The sequence below is a fragment of the Micromonospora sp. CNZ299 genome (assembly GCF_002754415.1).
This window is the reverse complement of the sequence record NZ_PEFG01000001.1, coordinates 4,993,204-5,017,098: the sequence shown is the minus strand read 5'-3', so window position 1 is coordinate 5,017,098 and position 23,895 is coordinate 4,993,204. Positions and strand designations below refer to the sequence as shown.

General features: G+C 72.7%; 23 protein-coding genes and 1 riboswitch. Of the genes, 18 read left to right on the top strand and 5 right to left on the bottom strand.

Annotated elements, in window-relative coordinates:
* Position 1 precedes the first annotated feature (1 nt).
* The 12 genes from CLT68_RS22885 to CLT68_RS22830 all read left to right on the top strand — a co-directional run bounded on the left by CLT68_RS22885 (position 2) and on the right by CLT68_RS22830 (position 11,324).
* A complete protein-coding gene (locus CLT68_RS22885) occupies positions 2-268 on the top strand; it encodes an acyl carrier protein (protein ID WP_088948350.1) in 267 nt (88 codons plus the stop codon).
* Positions 268-513 (top strand): hypothetical protein, encoded by a 246-nt coding sequence (locus CLT68_RS22880; protein ID WP_088948349.1) that lies wholly within the window; start codon positions 268-270, stop codon positions 511-513. Before CLT68_RS22885 ends, CLT68_RS22880 begins: the two co-directional genes overlap by 1 nt.
* Positions 506-1,615 carry a beta-ketoacyl synthase N-terminal-like domain-containing protein gene (locus CLT68_RS22875; RefSeq protein ID WP_099853884.1) on the top strand — a complete coding sequence of 370 codons (1,110 nt, stop codon included), beginning with the start codon at positions 506-508 and terminating at the stop codon, positions 1,613-1,615. The genes CLT68_RS22880 and CLT68_RS22875 overlap by 8 nt, the downstream gene beginning before the upstream one ends.
* 80 nt (positions 1,616-1,695) lie before the next feature.
* Positions 1,696-2,187 (top strand): beta-ketoacyl synthase chain length factor, encoded by a 492-nt coding sequence (locus CLT68_RS22870; protein ID WP_099853883.1) that lies wholly within the window; start codon positions 1,696-1,698, stop codon positions 2,185-2,187.
* On the top strand, positions 2,184-3,800 hold the full coding sequence (locus CLT68_RS22865) for a class I adenylate-forming enzyme family protein (protein WP_099853881.1): 1,617 nt from the start codon (positions 2,184-2,186) through the stop codon (positions 3,798-3,800). The genes CLT68_RS22870 and CLT68_RS22865 overlap by 4 nt, the downstream gene beginning before the upstream one ends.
* A complete protein-coding gene (locus CLT68_RS22860) occupies positions 3,797-5,035 on the top strand; it encodes a beta-ketoacyl-[acyl-carrier-protein] synthase family protein (RefSeq protein WP_099853879.1) in 1,239 nt (412 codons plus the stop codon). Before CLT68_RS22865 ends, CLT68_RS22860 begins: the two co-directional genes overlap by 4 nt.
* A 74-nt stretch (positions 5,036-5,109) precedes the next feature.
* On the top strand, positions 5,110-6,201 hold the full coding sequence (hppD, locus tag CLT68_RS22855) for a 4-hydroxyphenylpyruvate dioxygenase (protein ID WP_099853877.1): 1,092 nt from the start codon (positions 5,110-5,112) through the stop codon (positions 6,199-6,201).
* Between the two features lie 53 nt (positions 6,202-6,254).
* A complete protein-coding gene (locus CLT68_RS22850; RefSeq protein ID WP_099853875.1) occupies positions 6,255-7,184 on the top strand; it encodes a phytanoyl-CoA dioxygenase family protein in 930 nt (309 codons plus the stop codon).
* 1 nt (position 7,185) lies between these two features.
* A complete protein-coding gene (locus tag CLT68_RS22845; protein ID WP_088948342.1) occupies positions 7,186-7,977 on the top strand; it encodes a DUF3050 domain-containing protein in 792 nt (263 codons plus the stop codon).
* Positions 7,974-8,945, top strand: a complete 972-nt coding sequence (locus CLT68_RS22840; protein WP_099853873.1) for a thiamine pyrophosphate-dependent dehydrogenase E1 component subunit alpha — start codon at positions 7,974-7,976, stop codon at positions 8,943-8,945. The genes CLT68_RS22845 and CLT68_RS22840 overlap by 4 nt, the downstream gene beginning before the upstream one ends.
* A 55-nt stretch (positions 8,946-9,000) precedes the next feature.
* Complete coding sequence (locus CLT68_RS22835) at positions 9,001-9,969, top strand: alpha-ketoacid dehydrogenase subunit beta (RefSeq protein WP_099857501.1); 969 nt, start codon at positions 9,001-9,003, stop codon at positions 9,967-9,969.
* Complete coding sequence (locus CLT68_RS22830; protein WP_199177124.1) at positions 9,966-11,324, top strand: hypothetical protein; 1,359 nt, start codon at positions 9,966-9,968, stop codon at positions 11,322-11,324. Before CLT68_RS22835 ends, CLT68_RS22830 begins: the two co-directional genes overlap by 4 nt.
* 104 nt (positions 11,325-11,428) lie before the next feature.
* Here the strand turns inward: CLT68_RS22830 and CLT68_RS22825 are convergent, their stop codons facing one another.
* The 4 genes from CLT68_RS22825 to CLT68_RS22810 form a co-directional block, all read right to left on the bottom strand.
* On the bottom strand, positions 11,429-12,103 hold the full coding sequence (locus CLT68_RS22825) for an SGNH/GDSL hydrolase family protein (RefSeq protein WP_099853871.1): 675 nt from the start codon (positions 12,101-12,103) through the stop codon (positions 11,429-11,431).
* 191 nt (positions 12,104-12,294) lie between these two features.
* The gene (locus CLT68_RS22820) at positions 12,295-12,699 is read right to left on the bottom strand and encodes an MmcQ/YjbR family DNA-binding protein (protein WP_099857499.1); all 405 of its coding nucleotides are present in this window, start codon (positions 12,697-12,699) and stop codon (positions 12,295-12,297) included.
* A 53-nt stretch (positions 12,700-12,752) separates the two neighbouring features.
* Complete coding sequence (locus CLT68_RS22815) at positions 12,753-13,976, bottom strand: MFS transporter (RefSeq protein WP_099853869.1); 1,224 nt, start codon at positions 13,974-13,976, stop codon at positions 12,753-12,755.
* On the bottom strand, positions 13,973-15,526 hold the full coding sequence (locus CLT68_RS22810; RefSeq protein ID WP_099853867.1) for an AMP-binding protein: 1,554 nt from the start codon (positions 15,524-15,526) through the stop codon (positions 13,973-13,975). Before CLT68_RS22810 ends, CLT68_RS22815 begins: the two co-directional genes overlap by 4 nt.
* A 304-nt stretch (positions 15,527-15,830) precedes the next feature.
* Between CLT68_RS22810 and CLT68_RS22805 the strand changes: the two genes are divergently transcribed.
* The 6 genes from CLT68_RS22805 (at position 15,831) to CLT68_RS22780 (ending at position 22,135) form a co-directional block, all read left to right on the top strand.
* Positions 15,831-17,108 carry an SGNH/GDSL hydrolase family protein gene (locus CLT68_RS22805; RefSeq protein ID WP_199177263.1) on the top strand — a complete coding sequence of 426 codons (1,278 nt, stop codon included), beginning with the start codon at positions 15,831-15,833 and terminating at the stop codon, positions 17,106-17,108.
* A gap of 65 nt (positions 17,109-17,173) precedes the next feature.
* Positions 17,174-18,385: a cytochrome P450 gene (locus tag CLT68_RS22800; RefSeq protein WP_099853863.1), complete on the top strand. Its 1,212-nt coding sequence runs from the start codon at positions 17,174-17,176 to the stop codon at positions 18,383-18,385.
* 7 nt (positions 18,386-18,392) lie between these two features.
* Positions 18,393-19,379, top strand: coding sequence for an alpha/beta hydrolase (locus CLT68_RS22795; RefSeq protein ID WP_099853861.1), 987 nt, complete (start codon positions 18,393-18,395; stop codon positions 19,377-19,379).
* Positions 19,372-20,475 carry an alpha-hydroxy acid oxidase gene (locus CLT68_RS22790; protein WP_099853859.1) on the top strand — a complete coding sequence of 368 codons (1,104 nt, stop codon included), beginning with the start codon at positions 19,372-19,374 and terminating at the stop codon, positions 20,473-20,475. The genes CLT68_RS22795 and CLT68_RS22790 overlap by 8 nt, the downstream gene beginning before the upstream one ends.
* Positions 20,476-20,478: 3 nt before the next feature.
* A complete protein-coding gene (locus tag CLT68_RS22785) occupies positions 20,479-21,807 on the top strand; it encodes an aminotransferase-like domain-containing protein (protein ID WP_099853857.1) in 1,329 nt (442 codons plus the stop codon).
* A gap of 67 nt (positions 21,808-21,874) precedes the next feature.
* Entirely contained in the window at positions 21,875-22,135 is a 261-nt protein-coding gene (locus tag CLT68_RS22780) for a hypothetical protein (protein WP_099853855.1), read from the top strand.
* A 129-nt stretch (positions 22,136-22,264) separates the two neighbouring features.
* Here CLT68_RS22780 and CLT68_RS22775 read toward each other — a convergent pair whose 3' ends face one another.
* Positions 22,265-23,701, bottom strand: coding sequence for a glycine hydroxymethyltransferase (locus CLT68_RS22775; protein WP_099853853.1), 1,437 nt, complete (start codon positions 23,699-23,701; stop codon positions 22,265-22,267).
* Between the two features lie 19 nt (positions 23,702-23,720).
* A riboswitch (ZMP/ZTP riboswitch) is annotated at positions 23,721-23,810 on the bottom strand.
* Positions 23,811-23,895 lie beyond the last annotated feature (85 nt).

Sequence of the window (23,895 nt, the reverse complement as noted above, 5' to 3'; positions counted from 1 at the left end):
CATGAGAGCCGAGGTCCGCGCCTTCGTCGTCGAGCAGCTCGCCGACATGAACTACGACGTCGAGGGGCTCGACGACGACACCACGCTCGGCCCCGCCGGCGTCGACCTGGAGTCGCTCGCCCTGGCCGACCTGTCCGTCCGGGTCGAGGACCGGTACGGCGTGACGTTCGCCGACGACGAGTCGGAGCAGTTGGCCCTGATGACGGTCGGCGAGTTCACCACCATGGTCGCCAATCGGGTCACCGAGGCGACGAGCGACAAAGCCTGATGGACGGTCAGCCCGACCTGGGGCGAGCTGACCTGCTGACGATGCTCGCCGAACTCACCACGAAACCGGCCGCCGAGGTGCCCGACCGGATCGGCTCGATGGAGCTGGCCTGGCTGGTGCACCTCGTCGAGCAACGCTTCGACCGCCAGCTCGACCTCACCGACGACGAACTGGCCGGCATCCGCACCGTCGACGACGCCCTGGCGGTGTTCCGGGCGTCGCTGACCACCCCCGCAGATGGCTGAGCCGCGCGTCACCCAGCTCACCGGCGTACACGCGGTCAGTGCCCTTGGTCGGGGCGCCGAGGCGCAGCTCGCCGGCGTGCTGGCCGGGGTGCCGGCGTTCGGCGCGGTACGCCGCTTCGACACCGCCGCCCGCCGGGTCACCGTGGCGGCAACCCTGCCCGAGGTCGGTTCGCTCGGCGACGAGTTGGCCGCCGCGATCGAGGCGGCGTGCCGCGCGGCCGGCCTGGCCGGTGCGCAGCGCGAGCAGTGCGCTCTGCTGCTCGCCGTGCACGGCGGACCGGCACCGGGAGCGGGCCCCACCCCGGGTGCGCTCGCCGACCAGCTCGCCGCGGCGTGTGGGCTCTCGGGGCACACCCGGGTCTACACCAGCGCCTGCGTGTCGGCGAGCACAGCGGTGGCCGACGCGGCGACCCTGATCGCCCGGGGTGACGTCGACCGGGTGGTGGTCGCCGCCGCGTACCTGGTGGAGCCGGACCAGTTCGCGTTGTTCGACGCCGGTCGGGCCCTCGCGGTCGACGGGGCGGTCCGCCCGTTCAGCGCCCACCGACGCGGGCTGCTGCTCGGCGACGGCGTGGCCGCGGTGGTGCTGGAATCCAGCGCCGGGCTGCGGCGGGGCGTCGAGCCACTGGCCACCGTGGTGGGCTGGGGGCGGGCCGGGGACGCGTTCCATCCGTGCCAGCCGGACCCGGCCGGCGCCGGCCTGGCCCGTGCGGTCGACGCCGCGCTGCGCCGGGCCGGGCTGCCGCCGCAGGCCGTCGGTTACGTCAACGCCAACGCCACCGGCACCCCACAGAGCGACGCCGCCGAGGCGGCAGCCCTGCGCCGGGCTCTCGGCGCGCACGCCACGCAGGTCCCGGTCAGCTCCACCAAGTCGGTGCACGGGCACGCGCTGGAGGCGTCCGGGTTGCTCGAACTGGTGGTCACCGCGCTCGCGCTGCGGCAGGGCGAACTGCCGGTCAACGCCGGCTGGCTGGCCCCGGACGAGGCGTGCCCCCTGGACGTCATCACGGACCACCCCCGCCGGACGACCACCACGCACGCGTTGACCCTCAACGCGGCGTTCGGCGGCGCGAACACCGCCCTCCTGGTCGGCGCGCCATGACCGGGCGGTCGTCCACCGTCCGCCCCGACGAACCCGAGACGGCACCCGTCGTTGCGGGGTCGGCGGAGCGGGGGACGAGGGTGTTGGCGCAGGCGCGGTGGCCCGAGGCGGGCGACGACGGGCCGGCGCCGGGCGTCCCCGGGTTCGTGTCCTCGCAGTTCGCACCGGTGGTGGTGGCGGTGGCGGAGCGGTGTCTGGGGCGCGGGTACGGGGTTGCCGGCGTGCCCCCGGGGAGGCGGACCGCGATCGTGCTGGTCAGCGCCAGTGGCGATCGCACCAGCGCGGAGCACGTACGGGCGGCTGTGGAGGCCGGCGGGCGGATCGGCCCACTGTTCTTCTTCCAGTCGGTGCCCAACAGCGTCGCCGGGCACCTCGCGGCCCGCTGGGGCCTGCGCGGCCCGGTGGTCTGCCTGAGCCCGACCGGTGACCCGTACGCCGACGGCACCGCCGAGGCGGACCTGCTGCGGTACGACGGCGACGCCGACGAGGTGTTGCTGATCCTGATCGAACAGGCGCCCGACGCGTCGACCGAGGCGGTCGCGGTGCTGCTGGGGGGAGAAGGACGACCATGAGGACACGAGGACTGCGGGGCGCGTTGGCCGCCGACACCGAGGTGGGCGCGGGTAACGTCCTGGCCCGGGTGCTTGCACACGGCGCCGACCCGGACGGCCCCGGGTTGACCTTCGACACGGCCGTCGACGGGCACCCGGCCGAGGAGCCGCTCACGCTGGGTCGGCTCGACGAGCGCGTCGCCGCTCGTGCGGCCTGGCTGCACGAGCGTGGGGTACGTCCCCGCGACCCGGTCGCCGTCTGGGCCACCGCCGCCGCCGACATGGTGCTCAGTTTCCTGGCGCTGGCCCGCCTCGGGGCGATTCCGGCGCTGATGAACGGCAAGCTCCGTCCGGAGATCGCCGCGGAGTACATCCGTCGGCTGCGGGGCGTCGGTGTGCTCGCCGACGACGCGCACACCGCGCTGCTGGCCGGGCACGATCTGGGCGTACCCCTGCTCGGCACCCCCGCGCAGGCCGGTACGGGTGACCCGTCCGCCGCCCCGGCGCACTACCGGCACCACCAGGACGACCCGATCGTGATCACCCACACCTCCGGCACGACCGGGGTGCCCAAGGCGGTGCTGCACTCGCACGCCAGCCTCTTCGCCGCGACCCGGCACCTGCTCACCATGCCCCAGGCGCAGGGCACCACCCGGATCCTCAACGCGCTGCCCGCCCCGCACACCGCCACCGTGCTGATGGTCAACCAGGCGCTGGGCAACTCCGCGCAGATGCTGCTGCTGTCCGAACAGGACGGTGAGCGGGTGCTCGACGCGATCCAACGCTGGCACCCCGACGGCGTGTTCGGCTTCTCGGTCACCTGGGCCGAGCTGGCCCGCTTCGACCTGTCCGGGTACGACCTGGACTCGGTGCGGCTGTGGTTCAACACCGGCGACTGCTCGCACGAGCCGCACATCCGGCGGCTGGTCGCGGTCGGCTCCCGGGACACGGTCACCCGCGAGGGCGTGGTGCGGGTGCCGGGCTCGGTCTTCATCGACGGGCTGGGCTCCAGCGAGATGGGGCACTCGATGTTCCACATCACCCACCGCGCCGACACCGACCGGTACGGCCGCTGTATCGGCCGCCCGTACCAGTTCACCAGGGTCGCGGTGCTCAACGCCGACGGCGAACCGGTGCCGACCGGCGAGGTGGGTTTCCTGGGCGTCGACTCGCCGTCGCTGTTCCGTGGCTACTGGAACGACTCGGTCACCACGTACCGGTTCCGTCAGCGCGGCTGGTACCTCACCGGCGACCTGGTCCGCACCGACGCCGAGGGGCGCTACTACCACCTGGACCGGGCGGTGGACTCGGTCGACGCCGGTGACGGGCGACGCCTGTTCACCGCGTTGTCCGAGGAGCACATCCTGGCCGGCTGCCCGGACGTCACCGACTGCACTGTGGTGATCGTCGCCGAGGCCGACGGTGTGGTCACCGACGTGCTGCTGGAGTTGGCCGCCGGCGCCGACGAGGCCGAGGACCGCACCGAACGGGTCCGCGCCGCACTGGGCGCGGACGTCGGCGGCACGCTGCGCCGGGTCGTGCCGGTGCGCTCCGCGGACATCCCGGTCACGGTGACCGGCAAGGTCCGCAAGGTGGTCCTGCGCGAGCGCTACCTAACCGAGGCGGCGTCATGACCGCCCTGATCACGGGGATGGGTCTGTTCACCCCGGTCGGGCGGGGCGTCGAGGAGACCTTCGAGGCGGTGACCACCGGCCGTTCCGGGCTGACCCGCCCGCCCGAGGGGCACCCGGTCAGGGAGTCGTTGGACGTCGCCGGCCTGCTGCCCGACATCGACCCGCGCACCGTCGCGTCCGGGCCGGAGACCCGGGTGCTGGACCGGATCGTGGTGCTCGCACTCCTCGCCGCCGCCGACGCGCTCGCCGACGCCGGCATCGAGGTCGGCCGCGACGTCGACCCCGACCGGATCGGAGTGATCGTCGGCGGTGTCGGTGGCATGGCGACCCTGGAGTCGCAGGTGCTGGCCCGGGCGGCCCGGGGTCGGGCGGCGGTCAGCCCGTACCTGCTCACCGGGATCCTGCCGAACATGCCGGCGGCGCGGATCGCCATCGCGCACGGCATCCGCGGCTACAGCTCGTCGGTCGGCACCGCCTGCGCCTCCGGTGCCCAGGCGGTCGCCGACGGGGTCCGGCTGATCGCCACCGGAGAGGTCGACGTGGTGCTCTGCGGGGCCAGCGAGGCACCGCTGTTCCCGACCTTCGCCGACACCTTCGGCAACGCGCGCGCCCTGGCCAGAGCAGGCGACGACCCGGCCCGGGCGAGCCGGCCGTTCGACACCTCCCGCAGCGGGTTCGTGCTGGCCGAGGGCGCCGCGCTGCTGGTGCTGGAACGCGCCGAGCACGCAGCGGCGCGCGGCGTCACCGCGTACGCCGAAGTGGCCGGCCACGGCGCGACCACTGACGCGTACCACCCGACCGCACCGCGCCCGGACGGTGCCGGCGCGGCCGCGTGTATACGGCGCGCGCTGCGCAGCTCCGGTGTGCCGGCGGCGGCGGTCGGCTACGTCAACGCGCACGGCACCGCGACGAAGCTCGGTGACATCGCGGAGACCACCGCCCTCGCCGACGTGTTCGGCGTCGGCGGTGTGCCGGTCAGCTCCACCAAGGCGCTCACCGGGCACCTGCTCGGCGCCTCCGGGGTCCTGGAGGCGGCGGTCACCGCGCTGGCGCTCGGTCGGGGGCTGCTGCCACCGACGTACCACCTCGACGACCCGGACCCGGCCTGCCCGGCGGACCACATCCGTGGCGCGTCCCGCAAGTCCGACCCGGAGTACGCGGTCACCAACTCGTTCGGGTTCGGCGGTCAGAACGTGAGCCTGCTGCTCGCGCGCGTCGCCGGGCCGAGGAGGTGATCGACGCGGCATCCCGGGCGGGCGCGCCCGGACGGCAACACGGGGGGAAGCGTGTGGGAGGGGTTTCAGGGGACATGGACATCCGTGGTATCGACCACATCGAACTCTACGTGGGGGACGCCCGACAGGCGGCCTTCTACTTCAGCACCGCCGTCGGCTTCGAGATCTGTGGCCAGGGTGGCCCGGAGACCGGGCTGGAAGGGCAGCGCTCGCTGCTGCTCTGCCACGGCGACATCCGACTGCTGCTCACCTCGGGGCTCAGCGCCGAGCATCCGGCGGCGAGGTACGTCCAGCGCCACGGTGACGGCATCGCCGTCGTCGCGGTCGAGGTCGACGACCTCGCGTCCGCGTACGCCGAGCTGGTGGGCCGCGGCGCGACCGGGGTGACGCCACCGACCATCGTCACCGGTGCGGACGCCGAGGTGGTGACCGCCGAGGTGGACGGCTTCGCCGACGTGCGGCACCGGCTGGTGCAGCGCCGCGGCGACCGGGCCGAGTTCCTGCCCGGCGTCATCACACCGGCACCGTCCGGTGGGGAGGGTCATCCGCCGGTGCTCGCCGAGATCGACCACCTGGCGGTCTGCGTGCCGCCCGGTCAGCTCGACGAGACGGTCCGGCACTTCGAGAAGTTGTTCGACTTCGCGGAGATCTTCGAGGAACACATCGAGGTCGACGGGCAGGGGATGAACTCCAAGGTGGTGCAGAGCCCGTCCGGGCGGGTCACCGTGGTGCTGCTGGAACCGGACCGGGCCCGGCGGCCGGGGCAGATCGACGCGTTCCTGGACCAGCACGCCGGCGGGGGAGTGCAGCACCTGGGGCTGCGCACCGACGACATCCTCACCGCGGTCGAGGCGTTGGGCCGGCGCGGGGTGCGCTTCGCCGGCACACCCGGCAGCTATTACGACTCCCTGGAGGCGCGGGTCGGTCGGGTGGACGCCCCACTGGACCGGCTGCGTGAGCTGGGCGTGCTGGTCGACTCCGACCACGACGGCCAGCTGTTGCAGATCTTCGCCGAGTCGATGCACGTACGCCGCACGCTCTTTTTGGAGCTGATCGAGCGGCGCGGCGCGCGGGGCTTCGGCAGCGGCAACATCAAGGCGCTCTACGAGGCCAAGGAACGGGAGTTGGCCGCGGTGGCGGCCACACCACAGGGGGTGGGGGCATGAGCGCGAGGAGTGAGCCGGGTTTGCGAGCCCCGCAGTCGCGAACCAGAGGCACAGTGACCGCTACCGGGTTCGAACCCACGCTGACCGCCGAGGAGCAGGCCCTGCTGCCGTCCGACGACGACGTGCGGCACTACGCCGAGCACGGCTGGTACCTGTCGAAGAAGGTGTTCACCGACGACGAGGTGGACGCCCTCGCCGCCGCCGCGCAGCGCTACTACGACGGTGAGCGGGACCGGCGGTTGCCGGTGCGGCCCCCGAAGCTGGCCTACTGGGAGCCGTCGTCGGGGCCGGTGCAACGGCACAACGACTACGTCCACCACGAGCACAACGGGTTGGGCGCGATCCTGCGCAAGCCGCTGGTCGGGGCGGTGGCGGCCCGGCTCGCCCAGGCCGACGAGATCCGGGTCTTCCAGTCCACGCTGATCTACAAGCCGCCGATCTCCGGCGAGCCGAGCAACATCGTGCCCTGGCACTTCGACAAGCACTACTGGGCGTCCTCGTCGTCGGAGAAGATGCTCACCGCGTTCATCCCGTTCCACGACTGTGGGGAGGAGATGGGCACCATCACCATGGTCGACGGCTCGCACCGGTGGAAGGAGATCGGCGCCGACGACACAGTGGTGCGGCACTTCGCCGACCGGGACCGCAGCCAGCTGGAGGAGATGCTGGCCGAGAACGCCGCGTACAACGGCGCGGACATCCGCAAGATCCCCATGGTGATCCCCAAGGGCCACGTGAGCTTCCACCACTGCCGCACCTATCACGGCAGCGGCCCCAACGTCAGCGGTCGCCCCCGACAGGCGATCTCGCTGCACCTGCAGGACGGCGACAACGCCTGGCGGGAGTATCCGCTCTCCGACGGCACGCTCGCCGCGTACAACCACGACGTGCTGGTCCGCCGCACCCACGAGGGGCGGCCCGACTACGCGGATCCCGACTACTGCCCGGTCATCTGGCGCCACCGCGCCCAACAGGGAGGCTGACATGTCACGCTACGACTGGGGTAGGACCCACCCGGGCATCGAACGGCTGGAAAAGGCGGTGACCGACCGGCGTGACGTGGTGGTCAAGCACCCGCTCTACGCCAACCTGGACACCCACGAGGCGCTGGTCACCTTCATGCAGCACCACGTCTTCGCGGTCTGGGACTTCATGTCCCTGCTGAAGTCGTTGCAACGGCAGCTGACCTGCGTCACAGTGCCGTGGATCCCGACCGGCCCGACCGGCAGCCGCCGCCTCATCAACGACATCGTCATGGTCGAGGAGAGCGACGAGCTGGGTGGCGGCTACATCAGCCACTTCGAGCTGTACGTGCAGGGCATGGTCGAGGCCGGCGCGGACACCACCGCCGTGAACGCGCTCGTCGACCTGCTGCGCGCCGGCCGGCCGGTGACCGACGCGCTCACCGAGGCCGGGGTGCCGGCGGCGTCGGCGAGGTTCGCCGCCACCACCTGGCGGATCATCGAGTCGACACCGGTGCACTGCCAGGCGGCGGCCTTCGCGTTCGGTCGTGAGGACCTCATCCCGGACATGTTCACGCAGGTCGTCTCGGTCAACGAGCGCAGCAACCGGCTGCACACGTTCGTCGACTACCTGGAGCGGCACATCGAGGTCGACGGCGAACAGCACACCCCGATGGCCATGCAGATGCTCGCCGACCTGTGCGGCGACGACGACACCAAGTGGCAGGAGTGCGCCGACACGGTCAACACCGCCCTCACCGCCCGGGCCCGACTGTGGGACGACATCCTCGCCGCCATCAAGGGACCGGCGTGACCGACGCCGACCCGGTCCGGCTCTACCGCACGGTCCGGCTGATCCGCCGGTTCGAGGAACGGGCGGTGGAGCTGGTCCACGGCGGGCAGATCGTCGGCGGCATCCACCCGTACCTCGGTCAGGAGGGGATCGCCGCCGGCGTCTGCGCCGCCCTGGGTGCCGACGACGTGATCGCCGGCACCCATCGCGGACACGGGCACGTCCTGGCCCGGGGCGCGGACCCGGCCCGGATGCTCGCCGAGCTGTGCGGTCGGGTCACCGGCCTCAACGCCGGGCGGGGCGGCTCGATGCACGCCGCCGACCTCAGCCTCGGCGTGCTCGGCGCCAACGCCATCGTGGGGGCCTCCGGGGCGATCATCACGGGTGCGGTCTGGGCCCACCGCCGTCGGGGGCGCGACACCGTCGGGGTGAGCTTCTTCGGCGACGGCGCGGTCAACGAAGGGATGCTGCTGGAGGCGTTCAACCTGGCCGCGCTCTGGCGGGTGCCGGTGCTGTTCGTCTGCGAGAACAACGGCTACGCCACCACCATGCCGGTCGCCGGCGCGGTGGCCGGCAGCATCACCGGCCGGGCCGCCGCGTTCGGCGTCCCGGCCGTCCAGGTCGACGGCCAGGACCCCGAGACGGTACGCGTCGCCGCGGCCGCCGCCGTCGACCGGATGCGCGCCGGCGGCGGTCCCGAGCTGATCGAGGCCCGTACCTACCGCTTCGACGTCCACCACACCTTCGAGCACGCGGTACGCCTCGACTACCGCCCGCCCGACGAGGTGACCCGGGGTCGGGCCCGCGACCCGGTGCGTATCCAGGGTGAGCGCCTCTCCGACGTCGACCGTGCCGCAGTGGACGCCGAGGTCGAGGAAACCCTCGACGCGGCCGTGCGTTTCGCCCTGGCCAGCCCGCAACCCGACCCGGCCGACGCCCTGGCCTACCTGTACGCCAGCGGCATGACCGCCCGCACCGGAGGTGGCTGAATGACCGCATGCACCGGAGGTGGCTGAATGACCGCATGCACCGGAGGTGGCTGAGGTGCCCCGACTGTCGTACCGCCGGGCGCTGACCCGGGCACTCGCCGACGAGCTGACCCGGGACGAGGCGGTGTTCCTGCTCGGCGAGGACGTCCAGGTCGGGGCGTCGATGGTGACCACCGGCCTGGCCAAGCGCTTCGGGACCGAGCGGGTACGCGACACCCCGCTGTCCGAGCAGGCGTTCACCAGCTTCGCCACCGGCGCGGCGCTGGCCGGGTTGCGGCCGGTGATCGAGTTCCAGATCCCGTCGCTGCTGTTCCTGGTCTTCGAGCAGATCGTCAACCACGCCCACAAGTTCCCGCTGATGACCGGTGGGCAGTGCGCCGTCCCGGTCACCTACCTGGTCCCCGGCTCCGGCTCGCGCACGGGCTGGGCCGGGCAGCACTCCGACCAGCCGTACAGTCTCTTCGCCCACGTCGGCGTGGTCACCGTCGTGCCGGCCACCCCGGCCGACGCGTACGGGCTGCTGGTCACCGCGATCCGCCACGACGACCCGGTGGTGGTGTTCGCCCCGGCTGGCGCCATGGACCTGCGGGAGGACGTCGAGGACCTGACCCCGGTGCCGCTGGGCCGGGGCCGGATCCACCGCTTCGGCGACGACGTCACAGTGGTCGCGGTCGGGCACCTGGTGCACGACGCGCTCGCGGTGGCCGAGGAGCTGGCCGACCAGGTCTCGGTGGAGGTGTTCGACCCGCGCACGCTGTACCCGTTCGACATCGACGGCCTCACCGAGTCGGTGGCGCGCACCGGGCGGCTCGTGGTGGTCGACGACGCCAACCGCTCCTGCGGCATGGCCGCCGAGATCATCGCCTCGGTGGTGGAGCGCGTCCGACTGCTCGCCCCTCCCCGCCGGGTCACCCGCCCGGACGGGGCGGTGCTGCCGTTCGCGCCGGCGTTGGACCGGGCCGTGCAACCGTCCCGGGACCAGCTCGCCACCGCCATCCACCTGACCATGAAGGACGGATCATGATCGACCCCAACTACACGTGGCCGGCGGCCGACCGAGCCTGGACCGACCTGCCGGAGCCGGCCCGACGAGCCATGGTGACCAGTGGGGCGGCGGCCTGGGAGCAGGTCTTCCACGGCCGGGCCACCTACAACAAGCAGTGGCGGCTGGCCCGCCCCCCGGTCCTGACCGCCGACGCCTGGCGGCAGCTGAACGAGGTCTGCGACCGGCTCGCCCAGCTGATCCTCGACGCCTGCCGTCGTCGGGCGGGCACCGCCGGTGAGCTGCGCCGGCTGCTCGACGTACCGGCGGGGGAGACCCGCCTGCTGGACGAGTCGGAGCCGCTGAGCGAGGCGCTACTGGCCGCGTACCGGCCGGACGTGATCTTCTCGGCGGGGGTGCCGAAGTTCGTCGAGTACAACATCGACAGCAGCCTCGGTGGCGGCTTCGACGCCGACACCGTGATCCAGCGGTTCGCACGGCTCTACCAGGACCAGGGCATCCTGGACGACCTGCCGGCGCGGGCCGCACCGTCACTGCTCGACCAACGGTTCGTGGCGATCCGCGAGGAACTGCGGTTGCCCGACGGCGCCCGGGTGGCGCTGCTGATGGACTTCGACTCCGACTACCCCGGTCTGGACGACCCGCAGACGTTCATCCGGATCCTCGACCCACTGGCCGTACGGGCCCGGGACTTCGGCATCGACCTGGTCATCGCCCCTGTCTCCACCGCCACCCTGGACGCCGACAGTCGCCTGGTGGTCGACGGCGCGCCGGTCGACGCGCTGTTCCGGCTGTTCGTGCCCAACCGGGTCACCCCGACCGCCGGCCTGGACGCGGTGGCCGGTGCCCTCGCGGCGGGCACGCTGCCGATGTTCGTCTCGGCGGCGGCCTGGCTGCTCGGCAACAAGACCACCTTCGCGTGGCTGTGGGAGGACGTGGACGGGCTACCCGCCGACGACCAGACGCTGATCCGTCGGCACGTGCCGTACACGGTGCCGCTGACCGCCGCGGTGCTCGACCGGGCGATCGCCGACCAGGCGAAGCTAGTGGCGAAGCCGGCCGACGGTTCCGCAGGGCACGGCGTGCTGCTCGGCCCGGAGTTGAGCCCGACGGACTGGGCCGACGGGGTACGGGCCGCCGTCGACCAGGGCGGCGCGATCCTTCAGGAGTACCTGCCGACCGACCGGGTGTCGATGGACTTCGTGCAGATCGAGACGGGCGAGACGGTGACGGCAGAGGTGCCGTACTCGCTGGCTCCGTACCTGTTCGGCCGGCACGCCTCCGGCGGCCTGGCGAGGGTCGGCTACCCCGGCTGCGACGGAGTCCTCAACCTGGCCCACGGCGTCCTGATGACCGGAGTCCTCCTGAAGGACTGACCCGCGCGATCGCCCCGGTGATCAAGAGGTTTGCGTCACCGGACCTGGCGTGTCGTGACCGAAACCTCTTGATCACCGGGTGCGGACCGGGGCCGCAGGGTCGGTCAGGGGCGGTGGGGGGAGAGGGCGCGGAGGGTTTCGGCCGTTGCTATGGCGTCGCTGCGGGCGCTGCCGTGTCGGCCGTCGGTGCTGTAGAGGGTCGGGTCGGCCGTCAGCGGATGATCGGTCAGGTGCACGTGGACGGTGCCCAGGCGCTCGGCGAGCCGCGCGGTGCGCGCGGACAGGCGGCGCATCCGCTCCCGCAGGCCGGGGCGCAGGGCCTCCGGGACCGCCGGGCTGTACGAGACGTCGAACATCCCCACGGTGACCACGTCCGCGCCGACGTCCCGCAGCGCAATGATCATCGCGGTCAGCTCCGCGTCGACCGCGTCCGCGTCGTACGCCGGGCGGAAGGCATCGTTGCCGCCGCAGACCACCAGCGCCAGGTCGGGTGCGAAGGCCAGCGCCGGCGCGAGCTGCTCGGCTCGCACCTGGTGCGCGCGCAGGCCGCTGCGGCCAAGATTCAGGTACGCCAGACCCGGGCGGGCGGCGTCCAGTTCGCTGGCGATCCGGTCGGCCCACTGCACGTCCGAGTAGCCGGGCGTCGGCTCGCAGCTGCCCTCGACCACGCTGTCGCCCAGTGCCACGAATCGCCGCCACGGGTGCCCGCGAAGCAGCTCGGCGGCCTCGCCGGATCGCAGGCAGTACGGATCAGTCGATTCGGCCAACGTCGATGCCATTCCGGCACGCTAGCCGACCACCGCCCGCCCGGCCAGGCCCGCCCGACACCGCCCTGCCATCAACCCAACGCTCGCTGAGCACCTCGCGGCGCTGTCGGGTTGGCGTCGCCGGCGCGGCGGCCGCCGTAGCGCGCCTGCGCTGCCCCCGCTGCCGCAGCGAACACGCCGCCCCGGCCACCCGCTGACGCGGTCTAGGCGTTCGTGGGCTCCTGATCGGCGCGGTGGGCGGCGGCGAGGCGTTTCGGGGCGCGGGCATACCACGCCTCGGTGACCACCTCGGTCAGCTCGGACAGGTTGATCCGGTCGAGCCGGACCAGCACCGCCGGGTACCCGTCGAAGTGCGGGGTGGTGAGGTAGACCGACGGGTCGTCGGCGAGCAGGGCTTCCTTGACGCCGAGGTCGGCCACCCGTACGCCGAGCAGCGGGCCGTCGGGAGCGGCGTCACCGAGGGCGTCGAGGTCCGCGCGGCGCAGCGGTCGCTCCCAGACGAACGGCTTGTCCCGGACCCGCCAGGCCGGCAACCCGTCGTACGACGGACGCTCGGTGGTCTCCGGCAGAGCGAGCGCGATCCGGCGGACGTCCTCCCAGCTCGGCATGTCCACACGGTACGCGCTCAGCGGGCCGCAGTGTGCTCGTGCGAGCCCAACTGTCAGGGCGCGACGGCAGGGGTGGGCCGCGTCGGTGTCCTCGGCTCGGACGGCCGGGTCAGCAGCGGGTACGCGCTGACCAGCAGGCACGCCGCCGCCATGGTCAGCAGCGCCGGGGTGAGACCCAGCGCGTCCACCGACCAGCCGCCGAGCAGCGCGCCGACCGGCAGACCGACGAAGGCCAGCGAACCGGCGATGCCGATCACCCGGGTCTGCAACTCCGCAGGCACCCGCTCGTAGAGCGCCACCCCGAGCAGCGGGTTGACCGCCGCTATGCCGATGCCGGACAGGAAGGTCACCACGAGCACGACCGGCAGCTCGTCACTGATCGCCAGTGCGACCAGCCGCGGCGTGCCGGCGATCAGCGCCCCGACCAGGAACGTCAGCCGGCGGGGCAGCCTCGGCCCGAGCGCGGTGAAGACCACGTTGCCCAGCAGCGCGCCCGCCGAGAACGCCGCCAGCACCAGACCGAGCCCGCTGGGGCCGTGCAGCTCCCGGGCGACCCAGACCGGGATGTAGACGGCCACGCTGGCGTTGGCCACCATGTTCAGCGCCGAGATGACCAGCAGCATGCTGAGCAGCGGCCGGTCCCGGCCCAGGTAGCCGAATCCTGCACGCAGCGCGCGCAGATAGCTCTCCGGCTCGGCGGGCTTCGCCGGCGCGGCCGGTGGCCGGACCAGGACACCGATCAGCAGCGCGCAGACACCGAAGCTGGCCGCGTCGATGAGGATCGCCTCGGTCACCCCGAACGCGGCGATCAGCACGCCGCCCACGGCGGCGCCGAAGAGGGTCACCACCCGGCTCAGCCCGTCGTACGCCGAGGTCAGCCGGATCAGCGGCACCCCGGCGGCCTCGGCGACCGGCCGGAACATCACGTGCTTCACCCGGTCCCCGATGCCGCGCAGCGCGCCGGCCAGCGCCACCAGCGCCACCAGCGAACCGAAACCCAACCACGGGGTCAGCGCGACGACCACCATGGCCACCGCGCTGCCGGCGTCACAGAGGATGGACGTGCGGCGCAGGCCGATCCGGTCCGCCCAGGGTGTGCCCAGCGCGCTGGACAGTAGGTACGGCAGGGTCTCGGCGAACGCGACCAGGCCCATCTTGGTCGGGCTGCCGGTGGTGACCAGCACCAGCCACGGGATGGTCACCACCGAGATGCGGGTGCCCAGGTTGGAGATCAGGTCCGCGCCGACCAGGACGACCAGTTGCCGGCGGGGGGTCACGCCCCGACCGCCGCCGCCCGACGCGCCGCGTACCGCTCGCGCAGCGCCCGTTTGTCCACCTTGACCGACCGGTTCACCGGCAACCGGTCGACGAACTCCACAGCGGCCGGCGCCCACATCTCGTTGAGCTCCGCGGTCACCAGGTCGATCAGCTCCGCGCCGGTGACCGTGGCGTCCGGGGCGGCCACGACGTACGCGTACGGGACCTCGCCGACGGTGTCGTCCGGTACGCCGATCACGGCGGCGGCCCGCACCTGGGGGTGCCCGGCCAGCACGTCCTCGATGGGGCGGCAGAAGATCGCCCAGTTCCGCCGGTGCGTGACGATCATGTCGTGCGCGCGGTCGACCAGGTAGAGGTAACCGTCGTCGTCGAGGTGCCCGATGTCGCGGGTACGCACCCAACCGTCGACCAGCGTCTGCGCGGTCAGCTCGGGTTGGCCGTGGTAGCCGGCGAAGCTCAGTCGGGTCTGCACCCACACCTCGCCGTCACGCCCTGGCGGCAGCACCGTGCCGTCGTCGTCGCGGATCTCGATCCGCACGTCGCCGTAGGGTCGACCGCAGGACCGCAGCCGCTCCGGGTGCTCCGGGTCATCGGTCAACCCCGGCAGCGCGGTGATCACCACGGCTTCGCTGAGGCCGTACACGATGCGCAGCACCGGGCCGAACCGTGCGATGGCCTGGCGCAGCCGGGCGGGCGCGGCGGGTCCCGCTCCCACGTTGAACATGAACATGGCGCTGAAGTCCGCGCCGACCAGCGCCGGGTGGTCCAGCACCTCGTAGAGCATCGGCGGGGTGACGAAGGTGGAGTTGATCCGCTCCCGCTGCACGGTGTCCACGAAGGCCACCGGGTCCCAGTCGTCGCGCAGGAACAGCACCCCGCCGGTGAACAGGTTGAACAGGGTGGTGATCTGCCCGCTGGCCAACCACATCGGTGAGTGCGACAGGTGCCGCAGCAGCGGGAACCCGGCGCCGCGGAAGTCGGCGGCCAGGGTGAGGATCTGCGCGTAGAAGCTCTCCCGGTGGTGCACCAGCTTGGGGCTGCCGGTGGTGCCGCTGGTCTGCAGGAACGACTCGGGTGCCGGCACGGTCGCCGGCAGTTCCGCCGCGTCGGCGTCGGCGGTGAGGTCCGGGCCGGCGCCTCCCGGGCCGAGACAGCACACCGGTGTGCCGGGCAGCGCGGCGGCCAGGTCCGGGCCGAGACCGGCCGGGTCCCGGGCGTCGTAGACGAGGGCGTCCGGGCGGGCCAGGCGGATGAACTCGTCGACCTCCCGGCGCGCGGTCACCGGGGCGACCCACATGGTCCGGCAGCCGATGAGATGCAGCGCGAGCTGGAGCAACGGGCCCTCGACCGCGTTCGCCACCGTCACCAGCACCGCCGCACCGGGGCGTACGCCGTGCCGGGTCAGCGTCGCGGCCATCGTCCGCACCAACGCGGCGGCCTCGGTGTAGGTGAGCCGGCGGTCCCCGCCGACCAGCGCCTCCCGGTCACCGAAGCCGGCGAAGAGATCCAGCACTCGGTCCACGTAGGTGTGCCCAGGTCCGTCAGTCATCCGACTGCCCCCATCCGAGAAAGCGGCGGTCCCCGGGCAGCGCCCGGTGGCGACGCGACGGTGGCGCGCGCTCCGGTGAGCCCGCCGCCTGCGAGCCTAGGCCGGTAACGGTTGGTCGGAACCGTGCCGACGGGGCGATCCGACAGGCCCGCCGGACATTTGATCGCGTCGATCAGGTTGATTGACGCCCGTCAGCGGCGGCGGCTAGGTTTCTGGACCATCGTCCAGGCGGGCGCCGTCAGCGGACGGCCCTGGGCTGCCACACGATGGAGGTTCAATGTCGACCCCGAAGAGATGGCACGTCATCGCCGCCGCGGCCGCGCTGCTGGTCACAGGCACACCCGCGGTCGTCGCCAGCGCCGGTCCGTCCGGGACCGCCGCCGGCCGACCGGACCGCTCCGAGTGGGCGGGCACCTGGGCCACCGCGGTCACCCGGGGCAACTCGGTCGGGCTGACCAACACCGGTCTGAACGACCAGAGCGTACGGATGGTCGTGCACGTCTCGGTGGGCGGTCCGGCGCTGCGGGTCCGCCTGAGCAACCTCTACGGCGAGCAGGCGGTAGCGGTCGGTCGGGCCACCGTCGCCCGACCCAACACCGCCACCGCCGACGACCTCTCCGACATCGATCCGGCCTCGGTGCGCCCGCTGACCTTCACCGGCAACGCCTCGGCGACCATGAACCGGGGCGCGGAGCTGCTCAGCGACCCGCTGACGTTCCCGGTCGCGGACGACAGCGACCTGGTGGTCACAGTGCACTTCCCGACGCCGACCGGCCCGACCACCTTCCACGGGCAGTCGCAGCAGGCCAACTTCATCGGCGCCGGCGACCTGACCGGTGCCGCCGAGGGCACCGGGTTCACCACCCGTCCCACCTGCTGCTGGTTCTTCCTCTCCGGGATCGACGTGCAGCGCAGGGCCACCCCGGGCGCGGTGGTGGTGCTCAGTGACTCCATCGGTGACGGCAACGGCAGCACCGTCAACGCCAATCGACGCTGGCCCGACCTGCTCTCCGACCGGCTGCTCGCCGACCGGCCGGACCCGCGCACCCCGGGCGTGCTCAACCTCAGCCTGGCCGGCAACCGACTCAACCACGAGGGGACCGAGCCGGGCGACGGCAACTACCCCGGCTACTACCAGCTCGGCCCGAACGCGGCGGCCCGGCTCAACGAGGACGTCTTTCCCCAGACCGGCGTGCGGACTGTCGTCACCCACCTGGGCATCAACGACATCTGGATGTCCAACGACTCACCCGAGGCGATCATCGCCACTCTGCGGCAGATCAATCAGCAGCTCCAGCAGCGGGGGCTGACCAGCCTGGTGGCCACGCTGACCCCGTACGAGGGGCACGGCGCGCCCGGCGTGTGGACTCCGCAGAAGGAAGCCACCCGGCAGGCGGTGAACACGTATCTGCGCGGCAGCCGCGAGTTCGACGGGCTGCTCGACTTCGACCGGGTGCTGCGCGACCCGGCGCGGCCCAGTCAGCTGCTGCCCGCGTACGACTCGGGTGACCACATCCACCCGAACGACGCCGGCAACCAGGCGCTGGCGAACGCCGTGCCGCTGCGGCTGCTCGGGTTGTGACACCGGCCGGGGCGGCGGGTGATCCTCGCCGCCCCGGGCACCGACATCCTGGGGAGGAGCGCGTCGTGACGGCGCAGGAGTTGCTCACCGGCCTGTACAGCGAGCAGGGCCGACAGAACCCGTATCCGTGGTACGCCGGCCTGCACAAGCTCGGGCCGGTCAGCGCGGTCCCGGCCCGGGCCGAGCACCGCACGGTGGCGGCGGTGGCGGTCGGCTACGACCTCGTCGACGGGTTGCTGCGCGATCCGGAGTGGACCAAACATCCGCCGCCGGGCTGGCAGGAGCAGGAGATCCTGCGCACCTTCCAGACGTCGATGATGTTCGTGAACCCGCCCGACCACACGCGGATGCGGCACGTGTTCTCCCGCACCTTCACCCCGCGCCGGTTGGGCGCGCTGGAACCGGTGATCCTGCGGGTGGTCGACGAGCTGCTGGACCGGATGGCCGACGCCGGAAACGCCGTGGTGGACTTCGTGGCGGACTTCGCGTACCCGGTCCCGGCGCTGGTGATGGCCGAGTTCATCGGCATCCCGGTGGCGGAGTTGGCGTGGTATCGCGAGCGGGTGGAATGGATCGACGAGTTCCTGGACGTCGCCGGGAAGACCCCGGAACGTCTGGCTGCCGCCAACACCGCGGCCGAGGAGCTGCGGGTCTTCTACCGGGAGCTGCTGGCGCACCGCCGCAGGGTGCCCGGGGACGACCTGCTGAGTGGGCTGGTGGAGGCCCTCGACTCGGGTGAGGTGGAGCTGACCGAGGAGGAGCTGGTCAGCAATCTGATCGTGCTGTTCAACGCCAGCTTCGTCACCACCGTCTACATGTTCAGCAACGGGATGCCGTTGCTGCTGGCCCATCCGGAGACGGTCGCGGCGATGCCTACCGACGACAAGCTGACCGCGGGCTGCGTCGACGAGGTGTTGCGGTTGGAGAGCCCCGTGCACTTCCTGGCCCGTGCCGCGCCGGCCGACATGGTGCTGGGTGATGTGCCGGTCGCCCGGGACGACAACGTGCTGATCATCATCGGGGCGGCCAACCGGGACCCGGCACGGTTCCCGGACCCGGACGTCTTCGACCCGACCCGACCCGGCCCGCCGTCGTTGGCCTTCGGGGTGGGTCTGCACTTCTGTCTCGGCGCGGCGGTGTCCCGGCTGGAGGGCCGCCTCGCGCTGCCCCGCCTGTTCGCCCGGTTCCCCGGGCTGACGGTCACCGAGACGCCGACGTACAGCGGCAGCCTGTTCCTGCGCGGCATCGACAAGCTGCTCGTCAGCACCGGCGGATAGGAGCGACATGGCCCCGCACCCGGAGGTGGCGGCGTACCGGGCGGCCCGCGCCGCGACCGGCACCCCGCCGCTGTACACGCAGACGCTGACCGAGGCGCGCGCCGCGGACCTGGCCGCGATCCGCGCCGGCTCCGGCGCGGTCGAGCCGGTGGCAGAGGTACGCGACGAGCGGATGCTCGGCCCGGCCGGCGAGCTGCCACTGCGGGTTTACCGACCGGCCGGGTCGGGCCCGCTGCCCACCCTGCTGTACTTCTTCGGCGGCGGGTGGACGCTCGGGAGCATCGACACCGCCGACGGCATCTGCCGGCGACTGGCCAACGCCGTGCCCTGTCAGGTGATCACCGTCGGCTACCGGCTCGCCCCGGAACATCCCTTCCCGGCGGCGGTGCACGACTGTCACGCGGCCGCCAGCTGGGTCGCCGGCCACGCCGACCGGCTGGGCGTCGACCCGGACCGGCTGGCGGTGGGCGGGGACAGCGCCGGCGGGAACCTGGCCGCCGCGGTCACCCTGCTCAGCCGCGCGCACGGGCCCACGCTCGCCGCGCAGCTGCTGGTCTATCCGAACACCGACCAGAGCGGCGAGCCGCCCGACCCGGCCGACGACGACCCGACGCTGTTCAACAGCCGATCGGTGGCCTGGTACCGGACGCACTACCTGGCCGACGAGGCGCACGCCCGGGACCCCCTCGCGTCGCCGCTGCTCGCCGACGACCTGACCGGCCTGCCCCCGGCGCTGGTGGTCACCGCCGAGCTGGACCCGCTGTGCGCGCAGGGGCAGCGGTACGCCGAGCGACTCGCGGCCGCCGGCGTGCCCACCCGGGTGCGGCACTACCCGGGGATGATCCACGGCTTCTTCGCCATGCCGGGCGTCTTCACCGACGGCCGGCGGGCGCAGGCCGACGCGGCGGCGTTCCTGCGGGAACGATTCGGTCTGCCGCCAGGGCGCGACGAGCCGGCGGACGACCCGACGGGCACGGCGGTGTGCGGTGGTTGAGCCGGTGCTGACCGACCTGCCGGCCGTGTCGCTCACCGACTACGCCGAGCGGGCCCGCACGGTGCTGCCGGAGGACGTGTGGGACTACGTCGACTGCGGTAGCGCGTCCGAGGTGACAGTGTCGGCCAACCGTCGCGCGTTGGACCGGGTCGCCGTCCTGCCCCGGATGCTGCGCGGGGTGGACACCGTCGACCTCGGCGCCCGGCTGCTCGGTCGCCCGTATGCCATGCCGGTCGGGGTGGCGCCGATGGCGTACCAGCGCCTGGTGCACCCGGACGGGGAGCTGGGCCTCGCCTCGGCGGCCGGCGCGGCCGGGATCCCGTACCTGGCGAGCACGCTGGGCAGCACACCTCTCGAACAGGTCACCGCTGTCGGCGCGGACGTGTGGTTCCAGCTCTACTGGCTGCGCGACCGGACCCTCGTCCGTGACCTGCTGGCCCGGGTCGTCGCGGCCGGTTGCCGGGCACTGGTGGTCACCGTGGACGTCCCGGTGCTCGGCCGGCGTCCCCGGGATCTGCGCAACGCCTTCCGGCTGCCGGACGACGTGGTGGCCGCGAACCTGCCCGACGGGCGCGACGCCCTGGCGCACACCGGTGCCCCCGGGGTGTCCGCGCTCGCCGCGCACACCGCCTCCTCGTTCGCGCCGGCATTGCGCTGGGCGGACCTGGCCTGGCTACGCGAGCAGGTCGACCTGCCGCTGGTGGTCAAGGGAGTGCTGGACCCCCGCGACGCGGTCGAGGCGGTCCGGGTGGGCGCGGACGCGATGGTCGTGTCGAACCATGGCGGCCGGCAACTCGACGGGGCGCCGGCCAGTGTCACCATGTTGCCGGAGGTCGTCGACGCGGTCGGCGGCGACTGTCAGGTGCTGCTGGACAGCGGCATCCGCAGCGGCACCGACGTGCTGCGGGCGCTCGCGTTGGGCGCCGCCGGGGTGCTGGTCGGCCGGCCGTTGCTCTGGGCGCTGGCCGCCGGTGGCGAACGCGGCGCGCGGGACGCGCTGACGCTGCTCGCCGCCGAGCTGACCGACGCGCTCACCCTGGCCGGCTGCGCCGACCCCGCGGCGGCCGCCGCGCTGCGGACGCTCGATGCGGGCTGAGCGGTGACTGCCACCGAGCCGGTCGACCTGGCCGTCGCCGACCTGCACCCCGCGCTGGGCGATCCAGCGCTGACCTCGATGAACTTCCTCAACGAGGTGTCCGAGCGCTACCCGGCGGCGGTGTCCCTCGCCGCCGGCCGGCCGTACGAGGAGTTCTTCGACCTCGCGGCGGTGCACCGGCACCTGGACACGTTCCACCGGCACCTTACCGACGACCTCGGTCACTCGTCCGAGCAGGCCCGGCGGCTGCTGCTGCAGTACGGCCGGACCAAGGGCATCGTGCACCACCTGATCGCCCGCAACCTCGCGGTCGACGAGGGGATCACCGTCGACCCGGAGGCCGTCGTGGTGACCGTCGGCTGCCAGGAGGCGATGTTCCTGGTGCTGCGGGCGTTGCGCGCCGGACCGGAGGATGTGCTGCTCGCGGTCGCCCCGACCTACGTCGGGCTGACCGGGGCGGCCCGGTTGGTCGACCTGCCGGTGTGGCCGGTGGCCGGTGGACCGTCCGGGGTGGACGTGGCCGACCTGTCGGCCCAGGTGCGGCGGGCCCGGGCGGCGGGGCTTCGGCCGCGTGCCTGTTACGTGATGCCGGACTTCGCCAACCCGTCCGGGGTCAGCATCTCGACGGAGGACCGGCGGCGGTTGCTCGCGCTGGCTGCCGAGGAGGACCTGCTGCTGCTGGAGGACAACCCGTACGGGCTGTTCCACTCCGCCGACGGGCCCCGCCCGCCCACCCTCAAGGCGCTGGACACCGGGCGTCGGGTCGTCTACCTCGGCTCGTTCGCGAAGACAGTGCTGCCCGGGGCGCGGGTCGGTTACGTGGTCGCCGACCAGCGGGTGGCCGGGGCGGATGGCCGGGTCGGCCCGCTCGCGGACCAGCTCGCCATGATCAAGAGCATGGTCACGGTGAACACGTCACCGATCGCGCAGGCGGTGATCGGCGGCCGGCTGCTGGAGAACGGGTGCAGCCTGGTGGCGGCGAACACCCGGGAGCGTTCCGCGTACACCCGGAATCTGCGCCACCTGGTGACCGGGCTGCGCCGGCGGTTCCCGGGCCGGGCGGGCGGCCCGGCGGCGGTGCGCTGGACGGTGCCGGCCGGCGGGTTCTTCGTGGTGGTGACAGTGCCGTTTCCGGTCGACGACGCGCTGCTGGACCGCTCGGCCCGCGACTACGGGGTGCTGTGGACGCCGATGGCGCACTTCTACGACGACACCGCGCCGGTGTGCGCGCTGCGGCTGTCGGTCAGCGCGGTGACGCCACAACAGATCGACGTCGGGCTGGACCGCCTGGCCACCCTGATCACCGACGAGGTGGCCCGTCGGGCGGGTTGACACAGCGCGTTCATCGGATGGCAATGCGCGACGACCCGCGTGCCATCGTCCTGGGTGGACGGTCATAATAAGCCGCATGGTTGCCTGGGAGTACGCCCTGCTCGTCCGCCGCTATCAGGGACAGGGCCGCAATTTCCATGTCTCGTTCGTCTGGTACGCGCCGGACGGGTCCCGTAAGGACATCACGGCCTTCGGTGACACCGCCATCGCGCACCTCAACCGCGCCGGCCGGGAGGGATGGGAGCTAATCTCCGCCGCCGAGGACGTGAACAACGTCCAGGGAAGCACCGAGGTCCACCGCTACCACCTGAAGCGCCCCATGAACTAACCCCCCTGCGACGCCCCCGAACCCCACCCGCGTCGTCGATCATGGAGTTGTGGTGGTGGACGAACGCCGTGCATCCGCCCGTTCCGGGCACCACAACTCCATGATCGACGCGGCCGGGGCTGGGGCCGGTCAGGTCAGGTCGATCGCCGGGTAGAGGGGGTGCGGGGCCAGCAGGTCGGTGGCCTGGCGGGCGACCTTGTCGGCCAGAGCGGGGTCGAGGGTGTACTTCGCCTTCGACGGGGTGCCGTCGGCGTTGGCGCCAGCGGTGGTCTGCGTCAGCACGGTGTGCATCAGCTCCGCGGTCTGGTCCATCTCGGCGGTGCCGAGCCCCCGGGTGGTCAGGGCGGGCGTGCCGACCCGGATGCCGGACGTGTACCAGGCGCCGTTCGGGTCCTGCGGGACCGAGTTGCGGTTGGTGACGATGCCCGAGTCCAGGAGAGCCTGCTCGGCCTGCCGGCCGGTGAGCCCGTAGCCGGACACGTCGATCAGCACCAGGTGGTTGTCGGTGCCGCCGGTGACCAGCTTCGCGCCCCGCCGCAGCAGCCCCTCGGCGAGCGCCTGCGCGTTGTCCACGATCCGCTGGGCGTAGTCGGCGAAGTCGGGCCGGCGGGCCTCCGCGAGGGCGACCGCCTTGGCTGCCATCACGTGCGGCAGCGGGCCGCCGAGCACCATCGGGCAGCCCCGGTCCACCTGGTCGGCCAGCTCCGGCTGGCAGAGCACCATGCCGCCGCGCGGGCCGCGCAGCGACTTGTGGGTGGTGGTCGTGACGATGTGGGCGTGCGGCACCGGGTCGAAGTCGCCGGTGAAGACCTTGCCGGCGACCAGACCGGCGAAGTGCGCCATGTCGACCATGAAGGTCGCGCCGACCGAGTCGGCGATCTCCCGCAGGATCCGGAAGTTCACCTTCCGCGGGTACGCCGAGTAGCCGCCGACCAGGATCAGCGGCTTGAACTCGCGGGCCGCCTCGGCCACCCGGTCGTAGTCGATCAGACCGGTCGCCGGGTCGGTGCCGTAGCTGCGCTGGTCGAACATCTTGCCGGAGATGTTCGGCCGGAACCCGTGGGTGAGGTGGCCGCCCGCGTCCAGCGACATGCCGAGCATCCGCTGGTTGCCCAGCTCACGGCGAAGCGTGAACCAGTCGGCCTCGGTGAGGTCGTTGACGTGGCGGACCTGCGCCTTCTTCAGGGCGGGGGACTCCACCCGGTCGGCCAGCACGGCCCAGAAAGCCACCAGGTTGGCGTCGATGCCCGAGTGCGGCTGCACGTACGCGTGCGCGGCGCCGAACAGCTCCCGGGCGTGCTCGGCGGCGAGCGCCTCGACCGTGTCGACGTTCTGGCAGCCGGCGTAGAAGCGGCGGCCGACGGTGCCCTCGGCGTACTTGTCGCTGAACCAGTTGCCCATGGCCAGCAGGGTCGCCGGGGAGGCGTAGTTCTCGCTGGCGATGAGCTTGAGCGACTCCCGCTGGTCGGTCAGTTCGGCGCCGATGGCGTCGGCCACCCGCGGCTCGACAGCCCGGATCACCTCAAGGGCACTACGGAATGCGGTGGACTCGGCGTTGCGCGACATGCGACCTCCAACAGACGTGCGGGAAGGCCCAGGCGCTCGGCAAACGTCCTCATGACGGGGCCGCTCCCCGATGGTTGTCCATCCCCACGCGCCAGTAACGGCCCGGTCCGATCCTACCGGGCCGGCCGGGGCCGTCCCGGGCGACCTCCGCACGCCGCGCGTCGGAAGGGTTGGGCGGCCGACGTCGGGGCACA